Genomic DNA, 17,889 nt, shown 5'->3' with positions numbered 1-17,889 from the left:
GGAACTCCTAGATCAACCGCCGGCGCATCACGCTTTCCTAGCCGCTATTGAATCAACGCGACCGCGTCGTGCATCGCGTCATCAGCATTCGCGCCGCTCTCTCCATGCAGCGCTTGTTCCAACATGGCGTCGGTCAAAGTAGCCACGTGCTCGCAAAGGCCCTCCACTCCTCCCATTAACGCAGCCACCGACCAGGCATCCAACGGCGGCGACCCGGTTGCGTCGGGTTCGGACGCGCTGTTGCCGACCATGCGGGCGATGGTCTGGATGGCGTAGCGGGCGCGGTCTATTTGGTGGAGATGGGAAAGGGAGACTGGGCCGGATTCGAGATTGGTGTCGATGGACCAGGGGTCTTGAGTTAGGGGGTGGTGCAGCATGGGGCTGCCTCCTATAGGGGTGGGTCAAGTCGCATGCGTTGCGACTGTCCGCCTATAGCTTTCCGGCTTCCAAACCGGACTACCGATGGGGGTAGCGGACGAAGAGTCTACCGCATGGACAGCGGGCGGGAGCCACAAGAGTGGCAATTCCGCTGCGGTGTGAAGATACTGAGTCTCACACATTGAGAGACCGGTTTCGACCCATTGCGGTCAATGGGGGGGAAACGGTTTGCTATGACCGCTCACGAGTCGGAAGTAGCCATACGGAGGCCACGACCACACGTGGTTATGCCCCAAGTTCAAGGTCGACTACCCATCAGGGGAACCGAGCGGTGCGGAGGCACGGCAGGCGCGCAGTTTGAAAACGAGTGCTCGGCTTTCTTTCCACTCATGGTCAACTTCTTGTTATTCGCTTGCAGGCTTACGTGCAGCTCGGAATGTGTCCATCAAACGGTGGTTTTCCGAACACGCTAAAAAATGGCATCCGAGGCCATCGGCACCCCAATTATCAGTTAACATTCTTGTCAAATTTTCAACGTCCCGGTTGTATTAATGCAACAGCGAATCGGCTACGCACGGCCGACGCGCCTCCACGCTGATCGTCTCGCCACCCGAGAAGCTCTCGGCCAAAATCGACGCCTTCACGACATCAGGCCAGTCCCGTCAGCGCAAATATGCTCACTCGCACTCTTCGCTTGCTCTTCCCTATAATGCCAATCAGAGATTGATTCGGAGGCTCGGATGCTGGAGGTAGACAAGAAACGCGAAGCGACAGCTTCGATCAGAGGGTATTTTTACCAAATCGACGCTACCTTGCTCGAAATCCTGAAGGCGGACCTGGACGATGACGTCGTTATCGAGGGCATTGAAGATTTCGATCGCTACACCGATGAAGGCGTAATTTACGGCCAAGTAAAATACTACGCGGAGCAGAACCTGACAGAATCGGTACTGCGTGATCCCCTACATAAGCTCTTTGTTCATTTCCATGGGCTCGAAGAGACACAACGGGCAGGCCGAAAGTATCTGCTGTACGGGCACTTTTCAGAAGTTAAAATCGATATTGGTGAGCTTTCCGTCGAGCGATTTAAATCGGTGATGGAATACCGGAAGGAAGTGAAGACTGCTGACGGTACGAAAACATACGAGAAGAAGTCTCTACTCGACGGAGCGGCAGCGCCTGATGAATTGATTGGGGCGTTCTGTAAAAACTTCAGTATAAAAATTTCGACGGAATTTTCTGAACATCGCAGCATCGTCATCGAGGAAATACGGAAGAGTCAATGCGTCTCAGCGTTTGAGGCCGAAGGCTTTCACTATCCAATAGCCTTCGATTACATTGCGACACTAGCCACAAAAAAAGACCACAACGCTCGCAAGACTACCCGTCGTGATCTGCAGGAAGTGCTCAAGGGCACCCAGGCTGTCCATAATCGTTGGCTTCTCCGAGAGAAGGAGGCAACCGAATATGCGAAGCATATGAAACGCCTGTATTTCTCGCCCACAAACGGCGCAGGAATCGTCCGCGCTTTCATCATTGAATGCGATGCGGCAACAGACTGTTCTGTTGTCTGCGACCAACTCAGGGCAATCGGCAACAACTGGAGTTCGGCTAAGAAGCGCCGCATCCAGAACTCCGACCGCTATGCGCCATTCATCCTGCTACGCGGCGCGGATGAAAAACTTATCACGCAAGTAAAGAACGAGCTTTTCGATACTGGAACAGTTTTCGTAGACGGCTTCCCATATCGCGGGTCACCATTCCGCATCGATCACGTCCATAGCTTGCAAACCCAAGAGCACCAGATCGAGATTCGTTTTGTCGACGACGAAATCCAGTTGCGGGCGGTCCTCGATGGGATGGGACGGAAGTTGTGCCATATCTATGACTTCTTCCTTGAACGCCCTGCGACCATGGCTATGCCGTGCCCAAAGATTCGGATGTATTCGATCCCCGTCAGCGGCATCACCACAATCCAGAAAATTATCTGAGGACGTAAAATGACTGAAGAAATCGCCAATGCCGAGGTTGTCGCAGTTTACCCTAACAAGGTTCGAGTGGCCGTCGACGATTTGTTGAACTTTCAGGCGGCGGGGGAATCTCTTCGCGTTGGGTCCTTTCTCAAAATCTCCGATAATGAAAACGTTTCGCTCATCTGCATCATAGAAAGTTTTTCGATCGAAATGAAAGAGGTCAAAGGCGACGGAGGGGGTGACTACAAGCGCGTCTATATGATCGACGCCTATCCTCTCGGGACTCTTAAAGATGGAAAGTTCAATCGTGGCGGCGACGAATTAGCTATTCCACCCAAGAAGGTGGTCCCGGCGACGAAAGCGGAAATCGCAGCCATTTATGCAGACTGCTATGCGGCGGAAGACCGCTTTTGCTTTTCTTCACTGACTCGGCAGCGTGATATCGTCGTGCCCGTTCACGGCGACCGATTCTTCAACAAACATATTGCCGTTGTCGGTGCTTCGGGATCGGGGAAATCATCGAGTGTGTCGTCGGTTCTGCAAAAAGCCATATCAACCAAAACCGGCGAATATCAGGGCCTCAACAACTCCCATATCCTGATATTTGATCTTCATTCCGAATATGCCGCAGCGTTTCCGAAAGCAAACGTCATTACCGTCGATGATCTCGTCCTGCCATATTGGTTGCTAAACGAAGACGAGATGGAGGACATGTTTCTGGAGTCAGGGGACAACAACAATTACAATCAGGAAGCGTTGCTGCGGCAGATTGTTACCGTCGCCAAAAAAATCAGTAATCCCGATGTAGAGAAGGTCAATTTTGACAGCCCCCTTCCATACGAGATCAATCATGTCGCGAATGCGTTCAGAAATCTCACCAGAGAGACAAAGAACGCTGACAATTCTTTGCTGATCAAGTTCAAGGACAACACGGAAATCGATTTCCCTGACGTCGATGCCCAGATCGAACACTACTGTATGGAATTGCGCGAATTCGCGCCGACAAAACGCAGTGAGATTAATAAAGGGCCGTATGCCGACGGTACAATCGACAAGTTCGAACGACGGGTCAGATCAAAAATCGCGAACACGCGGTTAGGGTTTATTTTCGGTGAAAAGGCTAAGAAGGCTTCTTTGGAGGATGTGCTCAGACAGTTCACTGGCTACAACGCGGGACGTGAGTCGAATGTCACCATCATCGACCTAAGCGGCATCCCTTTTGAACTGCTCAGCATCACCGTTTCGCTCATCTCCCGTCTAATGTTCGATTTTTGCTACTATGCCCGGCGTGTTGAAAGCAAAACCGAACAGCCATTCCTGATGGTCTATGAGGAAGCGCACAAATATGCACCGAAGAGCGGTCTTGCGCGCTATAAGGCTTCACTGGCTGCTATCGAACGCATAGCCAAAGAAGGCCGAAAATACGGCATCAGCCTACTGATTTCGAGCCAGCGACCGTCTGAAATTTCAGAAACTATTTTTTCGCAATGCTCCAACTTCCTGGCGATGCGTCTTACTAATCCCGATGATCAAAGCTATGTCCGCCGACTACTGCCGGATACGCTCGGCAATTTGACCGAGGGAATGCCCGCGCTGGAGCAAGGGGAGGCGCTTCTAATCGGGGACGCCGTCATCATGCCGTGCGTCGTGTACGTGGAGAAATGCGACCCGGAGCCCTCATCCAGTGACGTGAAATATCTTACGCTCTGGAAAGCGGAGTGGAAGAATATCGACTTCAAAAAGCGTGCCGATAACTGGCGAGGATGATCGGTGCTGATCAAGGATCACAGGTCCAGATTGTCGATATGATTAAATGATCCGAACCGGATGAAACCGGACTGCCCCGGGGTCCCGTGAACCCCAAACCCGCCAGACCGCCGTCGGCTCCGGATGTGACGTTTCGCCCAAAGCTCGGCGAGTGGCAGCTTTCCCGTAACCGCCACCGGCCAGGGCTGTTCATTCCGGGGGCGGTTGCGGCAAAACTCCAAACGTCGGCTTCAACCGAGAGCCGTCCTTGTCGGCCGGCCGATGACGACCCGTTGCTGCCGTCCAAAGCTGCGCCGGTTCAACGGCCGATATCTGAGTGCAACGGGCGGTTCTGGTACAAATTCAACTCCCGAAAGCCAGCGGAGGACCCCTCTTAAGGGGCCACATCATTGTGTACAGTTACCAACCTTCGACGGCTCTACTAGTGCACGAATGCAGCCGATTCCGCCGATCGCCAGGCATGGCACCAACGAAGCCCAACTGACGATCCTTGCGGCATAGCAAGCCGTGAAAATCTCCGCGTGGCCTGCCGAGAAAACTCACAAGGTCGCGGTGCCAATCTAGACCTAAAGAAGCGGCTCGCATAGCCTGATAATTGGCAAAATCCAAAGCTCGGTATTCCAAATTTGCGAGATAAGGTGTCAGACTAGAATTTTGCAGCATTTAGCTAGCGAATTTGTAGTCTGACACCTTTTTTTAAAAGGTGGCGTACAAGCTAGCCGTGTCGTGGCGCTTGTTGATGTAAAGCCCTATGACATCTACCACCTTCTCGGCGAAGTCCGGATCGAGGTTCCGGCGACGATATTGGCGCGATGTTTTTATCATTGCGCCGAGCCTGGTTGCCAAAAGAGCGGGACCGAACAGGGGGCTATGAAAAATCTATGCCATCCCGGACGCCGATTATTAAATTCAAAGTAAATGGGTCTTGAAGCAGCATCGTTGGATCCTATATCGGCATTGAAGCGATCGAGTGCGGGTCGCGCTGGCGGTCACTTAGCGGAGTCTCGATCCTTCGGAAAAACGCTCTGGAGGTAAATATGGCTAACTACCCTTTCAGCGACAGCAGTGTCGGGTCTTTCTTTGACGCGGTCCAGGAGCAGATGGACCAGATCTTTCGTAACGCGGGCTTGCCGGCTACCTTGCGAACGATGCCACGCGGACGTTTTCCGCCCGTCAACATCGGAGTTTCCGACGATGCCACCATGGTGGTCAGCTTCGTGCCCGGTATCGAACCAGACGCCTTGAAAGTGTCCATGGAGAAAGGGCTGCTCACCATCAGCGGCACTCGGAAAACGCCGCCCCTTCCCGAAAATGGCCGCTACTACGCCAGGGAGCGTGCCGAGGGAGACTTCACGCGCGTTATCGAGCTGCCCGCTGATGTCGACCCTGACAACGTCGAGGCGCGGTACGTTGACGGCTGCCTGCTGATATCCATCAAGAAGAAGGAGTCGTCGAAACCGCGTCTCATCGCAATCCAGTGACGCAAGCCCGAGCACTACTCAGGAGAAACGATCATGAATGAGCGCAAGGAATTCGTTGTCGAGCAGGACGGCCGCTCGAAAGAGCAACGTCCCGCCAATCTGCCAGCGGTCGACATCTTCGAGGACGCGACCGGCGTCACCGTCCTCGCCGACCTGCCCGGAGTCACGAAAGACAGGCTCAATATCAAAGTGGAATCGGAAATGCTGGTCATCGAAGGAGAAGCGTCGGTGCCAGTTCCCGCGGATGTCCGGCTGGTCCACGGCGAGTTGCGCGAGCCATTATTTCGCCGCTCGTTCAGGCTGGGGCCGGAGTTTGACAAGGATGCCATCACCGCCAGCTTGAAGTACGGCGTGCTTACCCTCCAAGTTCCTCGCATCCGTGAGGCACAGCCGCGACAGATCCCGGTGACTGTGGCGTGAGTCGTAGTTCATGCCGCGGTGGCGTAGCGCCACCGCGGCTTGTGAGGGCCAATCCATGAACGACGTCATCCTGACCGAACACAAAGGATTCCGCCTGGGGGTCCGCGCCGTGCCATTGCGCTGCCTGGAACAGTTCGGGACGCTGCCCGAAGGCTTTCTCCCGCTGGTCCAGGTCACATATTCGACATTGGTGCTGGTCGATTGGTCTATTCCCAGCCCGCTTGCGCCTCGTGACACACCGGCACGCGCTATTCGGGACGGCACCGCATATCTAAAGCTCCTGATCGACTCCGGCAAGGTCAATCAATACCTGCCCAGTCCGTAGGGGAGACGAGTCGCGGCGGATCTCGCCAGGCGCAGGGTAAAATCCGCCCCCCATGCGCTATTCCGACTTCGACAACCGCCTCGCCGCTCTCGGCGCCCTGCCCGTCCATCGTGGCCGGCTCCTGCGCGTCTGGCTGCAAGGGCAAGCGCTCGACACCGGCACGCGACGCCGGAGCGCCGAGCACTTTCTGCCTCTCGCGCTACGCGATGCCGTGCCCGCCTTGACGGCGGAACTGGACGCCCTCGCCCGTGTCCGCTCCGAACACGCCGGCAGCGACGGCTCGCGCTTGCTGGTCGAACTCGCCGACGGACAGATGGTGGAAAGCGTGCTGTTGCCACGCGACGGACTCTGCGTCTCCACCCAGGTCGGCTGCGCGGTCGGCTGCCGCTTCTGTATGACCGGCAAGAGCGGCCTGATCCGCCAGGTCACGAGCATGGAAATCCTCGCCCAAGTCGTGCTGGCGCGGCGTCAGCGTGCGGTAAAGAAAGTCGTGTTCATGGGTATGGGTGAACCGGCGCACAACCTCGACAACGTGCTTGAAGCCATCGACCTGCTCGGCACAGAGGGCAATATCGGCCACAAGAATCTGGTGTTCTCCACCGTGGGCGACCTGCGCGTGTTCGAGGCCCTGCCGCAACAACGCGTCAAGCCCGCGCTGGCGCTGTCGCTCCACACGACCAAGGCCGAACTGCGCGCACACCTGCTGCCGCGCGCGCCGAGAATTGCGCCGGAAGAACTGATCGAACTGGGCGAGAAATACGCTCGCGATACCGACTATCCGATCCAGTATCAATGGACGCTGCTCAAGGGCATCAATGACGGCGACGACGAGCTTGATGCGGTCGTGCGTCTGCTGAAAGGCAAGTATGGGGTGCTCAACGTCATTCCCTTCAATAGCCTTGAAGGGGATGATTACCAGCGCCCAGATACCGAGCGCATCCACGAGATCGTCCGCTCCCTGCAAAGCCGTGGCGTGCTGACCAAGGTGAGGAACAGCGCGGGACAGGATGTGGATGGGGGCTGTGGGCAGTTGCGTGCTCGGGCTGTTGGCGCAGAGCAGGTGGTAGAACTGCGAAGAAAGCGCACTGCAAGAGCAGAAGCCGCCTAGGTAACAGGCATCACCTGCATTCGAACCTGACAAGGCTGGCTTTATTTGGCTGTAGCGATGGATCTTTTCTCTGGAAAGTTCGCTGGCTGCGCCACAAGGTCGACAGTCTTATTCAAGGCCGACTAGGCAGGGCCAAGGCCAACAGGCATTTAGTGTTGTCTTGTTGTCGCGCCATATCCCATTGCAGGAAAAAACGGCATTTGCTATTTGCCGCTCCTTTTCCCCGGATTGCCTTTGGCATTCCAATCACATTGAATAGACTTGGCGCGAAATATAGAGCAGCACGACGGCAAGCTGAACGGTGCGGCGTCGGCATACTATGCCGATCACGCAAAGCGTCACGCTGATCGATGCTTGAATCAAAAAGGGCGTTGTGAGGCTTCTCCAGATGTCTGGGCTTTTGACCAGGTCCAGGACCCAGGTTGCCGCCAGCAGCGAGAAAAACCAGCGCCTGCGTTGAATGAAGAAATCTTCATAGCCCGCATATTCGATGATGTTGTCCGGGAAGAGAAGCGCGGCCACCAGGAAGAGCACGATGGCATAGCTGATCTGAAGCAGGAAAACCCTGAAGTTCCAGTCGGTTTCGCGTGCAAGCCTGACGTCCCACCACCAGAACAGCACCAGCTCCAGCAGTATGGATGCGACCCAGAGCATATGGAGCAGCGAAACGCTATGCCGTTTCGGATGCTGGATGAAGCTGGCCACACCCGTCAGGATGCGAGTAATGCCAAGGCCGATGACCATTGCCAGCACGATGCGGACATGGGTGAACGTTTCAGTAAGCGACGGTATATCCATCGGATGTTATCGAACCTTCAAAGCTTGATTGCATCGATTTAAGAAGGATTTCCCGCCGACTGGTGGCCCTCGCTTCTTGCCGAGCGGCTTTTGGTGGCGCCACGGTGACGAAGTAAGCCGCATCCGTGGTTCCGTTGTCAAGAGGCCGGATAAGGGCAACCGCCTGCTACGATGGAACCCATCGAGCCAGTCTTGTTATCCATACGCAGGAAGGCGACAGACACAGCGCAAATGTCCGCTGCTCTGAACAAACCAAGGTTCGGAGCATATTCAATGAATAGGATCTTTCGGGAGGCTATGCGTGAAACCCTACGTTTTTGGACTGGCAGCGCTGCTTGGCCTGGGTGCGCTGACCGGCAATATCGCACAGGCTCAATACAATCTCACGGCTGAAGACCGTAAAAGCCTGCAGAATTCCCAAGATAACGCAGCCCGCAACGGCAGGCCCCAAGGCGGCGGGCCAGCGCGTTCGCGCAGTTCCGCGCGTGACGCCGAATTCAGCAAGAAGTTTAACCAGGCCCTGACTGATACCGAGCGCAAGCGTCAGGCGGAGCAGGAGCAGTCGACACGCACTCAACTGCACCAGCGTGAAATGTTAAATGCCAACGCACGGCCTGCTGATCGTGCTCCTGGCGCGCAAAACGACAGGACGGAAATGCAGATCGGCGAGTACGGCGCCAGCTATTGCCGGAAAACCGATACCGGGCAAGTCAGTTGCGGGTCGCAGGGGTATCGCTGAGGCCCCGTCTGTCTGGTTGGGTTTTTCGGTTCGGAAACGCGGACGTTACTTTCTGGAAAAAATACCGGCAGGTCCATTCTGGCGGACCCACGCCAGTCAGATTCTTCAGCCTTTGTGATTAAAGATATAGCCAGAAACATGCAGGTCATCGTACGAGATTTTGTAGAGGCCGATCGGGAGGCATTGCGCAAGTTATTTGTTGTATCCCGCGATGCCGCTTTCCCGTGGGTTACCGTTGGCGCCCATAGGCTTGAAGACTTTGATGCCTGCACCACAGGTGAGAGGATTCTGGTAGCAGAGCATTCATGCCATCCCGTTGGTTTTGCGTCTGTTTGGCAAGATGACAGCTTCCTACACAATCTATTTGTTCACCCTCAATATCAGGGCCTCGGTGTAGGAACGAGGTTATTGGCTGGTTGCGACAAGTACTTTTCCAGCATACCTACACTGAAATGCCTCAAAGCGAATGAGCGTGCCAAGCGGTTCTATCAGTCTCAGGGATGGCGCATACGTAGTGAAGCCGATGGTCCGGAAGGCCCGTATGTCCTTATGGAGAGGGCCAGTCCTAGCAATTCACTCAACCCGAACCTGCTTCGCGCGCCTGCTTGATTCAGGGTAGGCGCAGTCTGACCACCGCAATCTTTACTGTCCTAACTCATGCGCCGCGTGCAGGGATGAACTGAAGAGCAACTACCTGATCATCGCCCGATAGGAATGAGTTCACCTGCTCAGCGGCATCAGGCGAAAGATCTGGATATTCATCGCGCAGGAACTCAATGATCTCGTCGACAGGCCAAGGCCCCACGGAGGTAATGTAGCCAGCAATTTCGTCTTGAATTTGCTGCCACGACACGTACTCTCGCCTCGACAAGAGCATCATGTTACTCCCGGAGTAGATCACATGCAGGTTCATAAGCGTCTCACAATGACGTCTGACACAAGATAGGTGCCAGGCTACTATTTTGCAGCATCTAAACGGCGAAATCGCACATTGACGCTTCTTCCCTCAATAGCGCGGCGACGACACGTTGCCCAAAAAATGGAGTACTTGGATGTCTGCGAGCGAGAATTTTGAAAGAGTCAGCAATGTTCTTGTCGCTTGCCTCTCAATCACGTGCCCCACTGGAGCCGCTGCTGCCACAGCCTTCAAAGAGGTGGTATCACGCTACCTTGCTAGCCGAACAGAAAAGGCAAGCGAAATTCTCATCAGAGAACTAAAACATGCGGATAAGTGTGATGAACTGCTCAAGGATCAAGACAGCCTGATCGTCCGCACCGCACGTTTTCACCAAGCTGCTCTTATCGGTGCAGCACACACCAATCTGCGTATTCTTGCTCGTCTCGTCATCCATGGTGACGGCACACGAGCCATCCCGGCCGACGAGTTTCTCTACTTGGCCCAAGTCATTGAGTCCTTGCGCCACGATGAACTGGTCGTACTCGCCTCATTCATTCGCGCTAAGCAGCAGCGTGAGAAATCTTCACCGGAAATCGCGAACTCTAGCCTCTGGATCGAAGTACACGCGGATCTTTCGCGCATATATGCCGAGAGGGAGTTGGGAGGACTGACTAACGCCCTCTTACGGACGGGATTCCTCGATACGTTTACCGACACTCACGCCGGCTCAGACGGCGGTAGTAACTGGTATGTCACACCAATACTCATGCGCCTGGAGGCGACCACTCAATTCGCTAATGCGGTCGCAGAAGCCGATTCCAGCACAACGCTCAGCTAGCTTTGTTCGCCGCCATGAGAATTATCACGACGAGTGAGCCCCCTAGACCGTATAGCGTAAGTACGACCAGCGTTAGGACCGAATAGGCAAGCCTTTCGGGAATGCTTGCTTGCCTCCATTTTTCCAAAAACTCATGCCTATTCTGGCGTCTTAACAGCAGGAGTGGATTTGCATTGCGCAGCAGTCCAATGACGAACTCCAGGAAGAAGTGATCCATGCGTGTCCCGAACCGGCTTAGCGGCAGGCGCGGCTAATCACGGCAACGACGGAAGCTGGCTTTAGACTGAGCAAAGCAAAGCCCACGCTTGGCAAGCCGTTCAGCCTTTCTCCAACCCGGCCCTTAATCATCCCCTCCCCCCGCCGCATTCCTAGCCTCCGCCAGCGCCACCGTCAAATGCATCACCTTCTTCTTCAACTGATCCCTTTCATCCGTCAGCCGAGTCAGCAACTCCCGTAACCGTGCCACCTCCGCCGGCAAATCAGCAATATTCTCAATAGGAATATCCGGCACAGCCTCCCGAGGCGGCGGCGCCTTGGCCTGGCGGACCTCACGAGCCGCCTGCTGCAATTCCTTCCGACCGCCGGCCACGGCCGCAGCCTGACGCTCAGGCGGCAACGTCGCCACCGCCGCCGCGGCATTGATGGAGATAGCCCCATCCTTGACCGCCCGCACCAATTCCGGCGCTGCCGCCTTCTGTATCTTCTCGATCTGCCCCAAGGTATTGCTGCTGATACGCGCAGCCCGAGCCAACGCCTGCCGGCTCAACGCCTGCGACACGACTGCGGCGGGCAGCGGCGGCGGTTCGCCGGAGTCTTCGTCCCAAGGCGGATCGTCGGGCGCAGGCGTGGCGGCGGTGCGCGCCTGCAGGATTTCCTTTTTGCGCAGCGCCAGCACCCCGCGCTGGAAATCCGACACGCTGCGCCGGCCCAGGTGGTTTTCGATCATCCAGAGGTGCACGTCCTCGATGGATTTGAATGAGGTGTTCTGGCGGGTCTCGAAGGGGATGCCGTGCTTCATGCACAGGGCATGGCGGTTGTGGCCGTCGACCAGCAGGTCGCCCCATAGCACCAGGGCGTCGCGGCAGCCTTCGGCGAGCAGGCTGCGTTCCAGCGCTTCGCGCTCGTCGTCGGTCAAGGGGTCTATGTAGGCGCGCAGGCCCTCGTCTATCCTGATTTCCATGGTGTCCAAATACGGTTACGCCCGGGCCCTGCGCTCAATACAAGCAATACACGGCCTCTGACATCTGCCTTAAGCCAGCCCCTGCCCCCGCAGCACGTCCTGAATTGCCGCCAACCGCGCCACCGGGTCGGTCATGGCGAGCAAAGCAGCTTTGTCGTCGGGCGGCAGGGGCAGCAGTTCGCACCAGCGGTCGGCGACCCAGCCGCTGTCGTCGAGCCGGAACGGCGGGCCCAGGGGCATTCTTTCGGGGGACACGCCGTCTTGCTGCCATTGGGCCACCAGGCGTCCCAGCGCGTCGGCGCTGGCCTGCATGGCGGCCGGCACGGGCGCGGGCGGGTCGTCGGGGATGGGCTCGGCCTGGCCCATCCAAAGGCCGTATTTTGCCACCTCGCTGGAAAGCAGCCGGAAGCGGCTGGTGCCGATGCAGCGCAGTTCCAGCAGGGCCGGCATGGGCGCGTCCCAGTCCGCGATGCGCGCCATGGTGCCGACGGGGGCCAGCGTCTCTGTGCCTTCGGGTGTGCGGACCTCCTGGCCCGACAACAGGCCGACCACGCCGAATTCGCTGCCGTCCGCGATGCAGCGGCGGATCATGTCCAGGTAGCGCACCTCGAAGATGCGCAGGTGCAGCACGCCTGCGGGGAACAGCGCGTTGGATAGCGGAAACAGCGGGATCAGAGACATGGCGGCCTCCTATTTCACGATGAATGCCTCGTCGACGGGCACCTGCATGGCGGTGACCATGGCGTTGGTCTGAGCGGCCATGCCGATCACGCCCAGCAGTTCGGCATGCTGGCCGTCGGTCATGCCCTTGGCGCGGGCGGCGGCGGTGTGGGAATGGATGCAGTAGGTGCAGCCGTTGGCGGTGGACACGGCGATGTAGATCATCTCGCGCACCAGCGGCGAGAGTTCGCCGTCGGCCATCATGACTTGCTTGAGCTGGCCCCAGACCCGCTCCAGCTGCGGCGGATCGTTGGCCAGGGCGCGCCAGAAGTTGTTGACGAAGTCCGACTTGCGCGTGGCGCGGATGTCTTCGAACACGGCCCAGGCTTGCGGGTTCTGGCGGACTTCCTCGTCGGACAGCAGTTTTACGGTGCTCATGCGGCGCTTCCCTGAAACTAGTTCAAATCGATGAAAAGACATGTCACGCACTCGCCATATCGCGCGGCGCGGCCTTGCCCTATGATGTAGCGCGGTCCGCGACGCTCAGACGCTGCGGCCGTCGTACGGGATGCGGGGCCAGGCGTTCAGATCCACGTTTTCCAGGCAGCGCACGTTCACCGCCGCCGTCTCCTCGCCCTTGGGGCCCACGCCGAAACCGAACGGCGCGCAGCCGCAATTGGCGCAGAAGTGATGTGAGATCACGTGCTTGTTGAACCGGTAGGTCGACATGCCGCTGGCGGGCGTGACAAGGCGCACGCTGGCGCGGGGCACGAACCACAGCAGATAGCCTTTGCGGCTGCAGTGCGAGCAATTGCATTCCAGGACCTGGGACGGTTCGCCTTCGACTTCAAACGCGATCTGTCCGCAATGGCAGCTTCCTTTCAGCATGGCCGGGCTCCTTCATTGACGTGTGGGGTCGGGCTTCCATCATAGAGCGGCGGCGCCCTCCTGGCACCGTCCGCTCGCCACTCTGGAGACATCATGCCCCAACTATCCGCCTACCTCAGCTTTGACGGCAATTGCGCCGAGGCCATGCACTTCTACGAGCGCGTGCTGGGCGGGCGGATGGAGGCCATGATCCGCTACGCGGACGCGCCGCCCGACGCCGCCATGCCGACCTTGTCAGACGAAGACGCCGGCCGTATCATGCACGCCCGCCTGGGCCTGGACGAGCAGACCCTGATGGGCAGCGACGCGACCGCCGGGCATCCCTATCCCGGCAAGCAGGGCGTGGCGCTGTCCCTGGCCTACCCCACGGTCTCGGACGCGCAGCGCGTGTTCGATCTGCTGGCCGAAGGCGGCAGCATCACCATGCCCTTGCAGAAGACTTTCTGGGCCGAGGCCTACGGCGCATTGATAGACCGCTATGGCACGCGCTGGATGGTCAGCGGCGGGCGCGTTTCGCACTAAGAACCAAGAACAAGGCGGCGCACCCGACTGCCGCCATCCACGGAGCAACACTCGATGACGCATGGAATACACGGCAAGCAACGCTGGTGGGCGCTGATGGTGCTTTGCCTGGGCGTGCTGATGATCGTGCTGGACACCACGATCGTGAACGTCGCCCTGCCGTCCATCCGCGAAGACCTGCATTTCACGGAAACCTCGCTGGTCTGGGTGGTCAATGCCTACATGCTGACCTTCGGCGGTTTCCTGCTGCTGGGCGGCAGGCTGGGCGACCTGTTCGGCCACCGCCGCATGTTCCTGGCGGGCCTGGTGGTCTTCACGGTGGCTTCGCTGGCTTGCGGCCTGGCCCAGGGCCAGACCCTGCTGATCGCCGCACGCGCGGCGCAGGGCCTGGGCGGCGCGGTGGTGTCGGCGGTGTCGCTGTCGCTCATCATGAATCTGTTCACCGAAACCGGCGAACGGGCGCGCGCCATGGGCGTGTATGGCTTCGTCTGTGCGGGCGGCGGCAGCATCGGCGTGCTGTTGGGCGGGCTGCTCACCAGCGCGCTGTCGTGGCATTGGATCTTCCTGGTCAACCTGCCCATTGGGGTAGTGGTCTATGCGCTGTGCCTGCGGCTGATTCCGCCCGCGCCGCCCGCCGCCGCCGGCGCCCGGCTGGACGTGGCAGGCGCGCTCAGCGTCACGGCCTCGCTGATGCTGGCCGTGTATGCGGTGGTCAACGGCAACGAGGCCGGCTGGACTTCGGCGCAATCGCTGACCCTGCTGGGCGCGGCGGCCGTGCTGATGATTCTGTTCCTGACCATCGAAGCGCGCGTCGACTCCCCGCTGATGCCGCTGGGCCTGTTCCGCCTGCGCAACGTGGCCACCGCCAACATCGTCGGCGTGCTGTGGGCCGCGGCCATGTTCGCGTGGTTCTTCGTGTCGGCGCTGTACATGCAGCTGGTGCTGGGCTACAGCCCGATGGAAGTGGGCCTGGCCTTCCTGCCGGCAAACCTCATCATGGCGGCGTTCTCGCTGGGCCTGTCGGCCAAGCTGGTGATGCGCTTCGGTATCCGCGGGCCGCTGGCCATCGGCCTGTTCATCGCCGCGCTGGGGCTGGCGCTGTTCGCGCGCGCGCCGGCGGACGGCAGCTTCGCCGTGGACGTCCTGCCTGCCATGCTGCTGCTGGGCCTGGGCGCGGGCGTGGCTTTCAATCCCATGCTGCTGGCCGCGATGAGCGATGTGGAGCCCAGCCAGTCCGGCCTGGCCTCTGGTGTGGTCAACACGGCGTTCATGATGGGCGGCGCGCTGGGCCTGGCGGTGCTGGCCAGCCTGGCCGCAGCCCGCAGCGCGGGTCTGGCTGCTGCAGGCGCGGCGCCGACCCTGGCCTTGAATGGCGGCTATCAGCTGACTTTCCTGGCGGGCGCCGTGATCGCGACGGCGGCGGCAGTCCTGAGCGCGGTGCTGGTGCGCACGCGCAACCATGACGTGCCGGTGCAGGCGGGCGCGCAGCACTGAAGCGCGGCGCTTGCACGGCGGCGGGCGCTCTGTACTGAAACACGGCAGGCACGCTGCACCGAAACGCGGCACCTGCAAGGCAATAGGCGCGCTTCAATGAAACGCAGCGCCTACAGGCGGCAGGCAGGCACTCCCTACCCCGCCTACCCCGCTCCCCTTACTTACGCGGCATCCAGTTCTCAGCCAGCTTCACGAACGCGCTGGCGCCTATAGGCAGCAGCGCATCGTTGAAGTCGTAGCTGGTGTTGTGGACCAGGCAAGGCCCTTCCCCATGGCCAGGTTCGCGGTGATCGCCCTCACCGTTGCCGATGAAGCAATAGCTGCCGGGCACCTCTTCCAGCATGAAGGAAAAGTCCTCGGCCGCCATGATGGGCGCCTGCACCAGCACGCGCTCCTGGCCCACCACCTGGGTCAGCGCGGTGCGCATGAAGTTGGTCTCGGCCTCGTGGTTGATGGTCGAGGGATAGTGCCGCGTGAAGACGAATTCGCATTGCGCGCCGAACATGCCGGCCACGTGCTGGGCGATCTCGCCCATGCGGCGCTCGATCAGGTCCAGGGTCTCGCGGGTGTAGGCGCGCACGGTGCCACGCAGTTCGCAGGTGTCGGGGATGACGTTGACCACGCCGCCCGCCTGCACCGTGGTCACCGAGATGACCGCCGTCTCCAGCGGCTTCTTGTTGCGGCTGATGATGGTCTGGAAGGCCTCGATCATCTGGGCCGCCGCGGGGATGGGATCGATGGACAGGTGCGGCATGGCCGCGTGGCCGCCCTTGCCGCGCACGGTGACGTGGAATTCGCTGTTGGACGCCAGTACCGGCCCGGCGGACGAGGCGAAGCACCCCACCGGAATGCCGGGCATGTTGTGCATGCCGAACACCGCTTCCATGGGGAATTTCTGGAACAGGCCGTCGCGCATCATTTCGCGCGCGCCGCCGCCGCGCTCTTCGGCGGGCTGGAAGATCAGGTACACGGTGCCGTCGAAGTTGCGATGGCGCGCCAGGTGCTGGGCCGCGCCCAGCAACATGGCGGTATGGCCGTCGTGGCCGCAGGCGTGCATCACGCCGGGGTGCTTGCTGGCGTGGCTGAACTGGTTCACTTCGTGCATGGGCAGCGCGTCCATGTCGGCGCGCAGGCCCAGCGTGCGCCCGGAGTCGCCGTTGCGGATCACGCCCACCAGGCCGGTCTTGCCGAAGCCGCGGTGCACCGGGATGCCCCAGCTTTCCAGCAGCTGGGCCACCAGATCCGAGGTGCGGTTCTCTTCGAACGCCAGTTCCGGATGCGCATGGATGTCCCTGCGGATGTCGCGGATGGACGGGGAGTTTTCAACAATCTCTTCGATCAGGTTCATAAGCGGCTGCGGGCTCCGCCAGCGGAGCCCGGGATACTAGGGTTGGAAGAAAGGAATTCAATCGGGCTTGATGCCCAGCTTGCGCAGCACGGGACCGGAAGTGTCCCGCTCCGCCGCGACGCGCTGGGCGAAGGCCGCCGCCGCCAGATGGTACGGCAAGGTGCCATGGGTGGCGTACATCTGTTTGAGCGCGCCGTCCTGCTGCGCGCGGCCGATTTCTTCATTGAGCCGCTGCACGATCGCGTCGGGCGTGCCGGCGCGCGCGGCCACACCGAGCCACACCGCGCCTTCAAAGCCGTTGAAGTTGCTGGCGGCCAGCGTCGGCGCCTTGCCAAAGGCAGCATCCGGCACGGTCTCGCTCATCGCCAGCACGCGCAAACGGCCTTCCTTGACCATGGGCTCGACCAGGGCGGTGCCGGCAAAATAGATTTCGGTATCGCCCGCCAGCACCGAGTTCAAAGCGCCGGTGCCGGTCTTGAACGGAACGTGCAGGATGTCGACGCCGGCCTGTTCGCGCAGCATCTCGAACAGCACGTGCGGCGGGCTGCCGTTGCCCGAGGACGCGTAATTCAGGCGGCCTGGCTTCTGGCGCGCCAGCACCAGAAGCTGGTCCAGGGACTTGGCCTCCAATTTGTCGTTGACGGTCAGTGCCATGGGAATGACCGCCAGCGGGCTCACGGGCTGCAGGTCGCGCGCCGGATCGTAGGTCAGGGCCGGGAAGATGTAGGGGTTCCACACCAGGTGAGCGTTGGTGACCAGGGCCAGGGTATGGCCGTCCGCCGGCGCGGACTTGAGCTGCTGCATCGCCAGCATGCCGCCGGCGCCGGGCTTGTTTTCGACCACCACGGGCTGGCCGAGGGAGCGGTGCAGGCGTTCGGCCAAGGGCCGCGCGAACAGGTCCGGCAGGCTGCCGGGGCCGCCATTGACCAGCAGGGTCACCGGCCGCGCCGGCCAGGTTTCCGCGCTGGCCGCAGGGCTGGCAGCCAGGGCGGCCACTGCCGCCACGCAGGCCGCAATGTGACGCAGCACTGGACGCAACATCGGGAGCGACATCGGCCGCAGCAAGGGCCGC

General features: G+C 59.6%; 20 protein-coding genes. 11 read left to right on the top strand and 9 right to left on the bottom strand.

Annotated elements, in window-relative coordinates:
- Window positions 1–44 precede the first annotated feature (44 nt).
- Window positions 45–377: a hypothetical protein gene (locus HWY37_RS13360; RefSeq protein WP_176088826.1), complete on the bottom strand. Its 333-nt coding sequence runs from the start codon at window positions 375–377 to the stop codon at window positions 45–47.
- A 741-nt stretch (window positions 378–1,118) separates the two neighbouring features.
- Between HWY37_RS13360 and HWY37_RS13355 the strand changes: the two genes are divergently transcribed.
- From HWY37_RS13355 to HWY37_RS13330, 6 genes are all read left to right on the top strand, one after another.
- A complete protein-coding gene (locus HWY37_RS13355; RefSeq protein WP_176088825.1) occupies window positions 1,119–2,369 on the top strand; it encodes a DUF4297 family anti-phage-associated protein in 1,251 nt (416 codons plus the stop codon).
- A 9-nt stretch (window positions 2,370–2,378) separates the two neighbouring features.
- Window positions 2,379–4,118 (top strand): anti-phage-associated helicase HerA, encoded by a 1,740-nt coding sequence (herA, locus tag HWY37_RS13350; protein ID WP_176088824.1) that lies wholly within the window; start codon window positions 2,379–2,381, stop codon window positions 4,116–4,118.
- Between the two features lie 1,037 nt (window positions 4,119–5,155).
- Entirely contained in the window at window positions 5,156–5,599 is a 444-nt protein-coding gene (locus HWY37_RS13345) for an Hsp20/alpha crystallin family protein (protein ID WP_176088823.1), read from the top strand.
- 33 nt (window positions 5,600–5,632) lie between these two features.
- Window positions 5,633–6,019, top strand: coding sequence for an Hsp20/alpha crystallin family protein (locus tag HWY37_RS13340; RefSeq protein ID WP_175208418.1), 387 nt, complete (start codon window positions 5,633–5,635; stop codon window positions 6,017–6,019).
- Window positions 6,020–6,074: 55 nt separating this feature from the next.
- Window positions 6,075–6,344 (top strand): hypothetical protein, encoded by a 270-nt coding sequence (locus HWY37_RS13335; protein ID WP_175208419.1) that lies wholly within the window; start codon window positions 6,075–6,077, stop codon window positions 6,342–6,344.
- A gap of 52 nt (window positions 6,345–6,396) precedes the next feature.
- Window positions 6,397–7,452, top strand: coding sequence for an RNA methyltransferase (locus tag HWY37_RS13330; RefSeq protein WP_176088822.1), 1,056 nt, complete (start codon window positions 6,397–6,399; stop codon window positions 7,450–7,452).
- Window positions 7,453–7,698: 246 nt separating this feature from the next.
- Here the strand turns inward: HWY37_RS13330 and HWY37_RS13325 are convergent, their stop codons facing one another.
- A complete protein-coding gene (locus tag HWY37_RS13325) occupies window positions 7,699–8,250 on the bottom strand; it encodes a hypothetical protein (RefSeq protein WP_176088821.1) in 552 nt (183 codons plus the stop codon).
- Window positions 8,251–8,551: 301 nt separating this feature from the next.
- On the opposite strand from HWY37_RS13325, the gene HWY37_RS13320 reads away from it, so the two are divergent.
- Together HWY37_RS13320 and HWY37_RS13315 are read left to right on the top strand one after the other, a co-directional pair.
- Window positions 8,552–8,989: a hypothetical protein gene (locus HWY37_RS13320; protein ID WP_175208422.1), complete on the top strand. Its 438-nt coding sequence runs from the start codon at window positions 8,552–8,554 to the stop codon at window positions 8,987–8,989.
- Between the two features lie 138 nt (window positions 8,990–9,127).
- The gene (locus tag HWY37_RS13315) at window positions 9,128–9,598 is read left to right on the top strand and encodes a GNAT family N-acetyltransferase (RefSeq protein WP_175208423.1); all 471 of its coding nucleotides are present in this window, start codon (window positions 9,128–9,130) and stop codon (window positions 9,596–9,598) included.
- A gap of 46 nt (window positions 9,599–9,644) precedes the next feature.
- On the opposite strand, the gene HWY37_RS13310 is transcribed toward HWY37_RS13315, so the two are convergent.
- On the bottom strand, window positions 9,645–9,902 hold the full coding sequence (locus HWY37_RS13310; RefSeq protein ID WP_175208424.1) for a hypothetical protein: 258 nt from the start codon (window positions 9,900–9,902) through the stop codon (window positions 9,645–9,647).
- Window positions 9,903–10,041: 139 nt separating this feature from the next.
- Here HWY37_RS13310 and HWY37_RS13305 point away from each other — a divergent pair, with 139 nt between their 5' ends.
- Window positions 10,042–10,725 (top strand): hypothetical protein, encoded by a 684-nt coding sequence (locus tag HWY37_RS13305; protein WP_175208425.1) that lies wholly within the window; start codon window positions 10,042–10,044, stop codon window positions 10,723–10,725.
- Between the two features lie 340 nt (window positions 10,726–11,065).
- Here the strand turns inward: HWY37_RS13305 and HWY37_RS13300 are convergent, their stop codons facing one another.
- The 4 genes from HWY37_RS13300 to HWY37_RS13285 form a co-directional block, all read right to left on the bottom strand.
- Window positions 11,066–11,905, bottom strand: coding sequence for a ParB N-terminal domain-containing protein (locus HWY37_RS13300; RefSeq protein ID WP_175208481.1), 840 nt, complete (start codon window positions 11,903–11,905; stop codon window positions 11,066–11,068).
- 69 nt (window positions 11,906–11,974) lie between these two features.
- Window positions 11,975–12,586, bottom strand: a complete 612-nt coding sequence (locus tag HWY37_RS13295; protein ID WP_176088820.1) for an LON peptidase substrate-binding domain-containing protein — start codon at window positions 12,584–12,586, stop codon at window positions 11,975–11,977.
- A 9-nt stretch (window positions 12,587–12,595) separates the two neighbouring features.
- Window positions 12,596–13,003 carry a carboxymuconolactone decarboxylase family protein gene (locus HWY37_RS13290; RefSeq protein WP_176088819.1) on the bottom strand — a complete coding sequence of 136 codons (408 nt, stop codon included), beginning with the start codon at window positions 13,001–13,003 and terminating at the stop codon, window positions 12,596–12,598.
- A gap of 105 nt (window positions 13,004–13,108) precedes the next feature.
- Window positions 13,109–13,453: a GFA family protein gene (locus tag HWY37_RS13285; RefSeq protein WP_176088818.1), complete on the bottom strand. Its 345-nt coding sequence runs from the start codon at window positions 13,451–13,453 to the stop codon at window positions 13,109–13,111.
- Between the two features lie 93 nt (window positions 13,454–13,546).
- Between HWY37_RS13285 and HWY37_RS13280 the strand changes: the two genes are divergently transcribed.
- Window positions 13,547–13,975: a VOC family protein gene (locus tag HWY37_RS13280; RefSeq protein ID WP_176088817.1), complete on the top strand. Its 429-nt coding sequence runs from the start codon at window positions 13,547–13,549 to the stop codon at window positions 13,973–13,975.
- A 54-nt stretch (window positions 13,976–14,029) separates the two neighbouring features.
- The gene (locus tag HWY37_RS13275) at window positions 14,030–15,469 is read left to right on the top strand and encodes an MFS transporter (RefSeq protein ID WP_176088816.1); all 1,440 of its coding nucleotides are present in this window, start codon (window positions 14,030–14,032) and stop codon (window positions 15,467–15,469) included.
- A gap of 157 nt (window positions 15,470–15,626) precedes the next feature.
- On the opposite strand, the gene HWY37_RS13270 is transcribed toward HWY37_RS13275, so the two are convergent.
- Window positions 15,627–16,817, bottom strand: a complete 1,191-nt coding sequence (locus HWY37_RS13270) for a M20 aminoacylase family protein (protein WP_176088815.1) — start codon at window positions 16,815–16,817, stop codon at window positions 15,627–15,629.
- A gap of 57 nt (window positions 16,818–16,874) precedes the next feature.
- Window positions 16,875–17,870 carry a Bug family tripartite tricarboxylate transporter substrate binding protein gene (locus HWY37_RS13265; RefSeq protein ID WP_246302288.1) on the bottom strand — a complete coding sequence of 332 codons (996 nt, stop codon included), beginning with the start codon at window positions 17,868–17,870 and terminating at the stop codon, window positions 16,875–16,877.
- Window positions 17,871–17,889 lie beyond the last annotated feature (19 nt).

Origin of the sequence: Achromobacter anxifer, from assembly GCF_903652925.1 — a bacterium.
Lineage (GTDB): Bacteria > Pseudomonadota > Gammaproteobacteria > Burkholderiales > Burkholderiaceae_B > Achromobacter > Achromobacter anxifer.
This window is presented reverse-complemented; position numbering and strand designations above follow the sequence as displayed.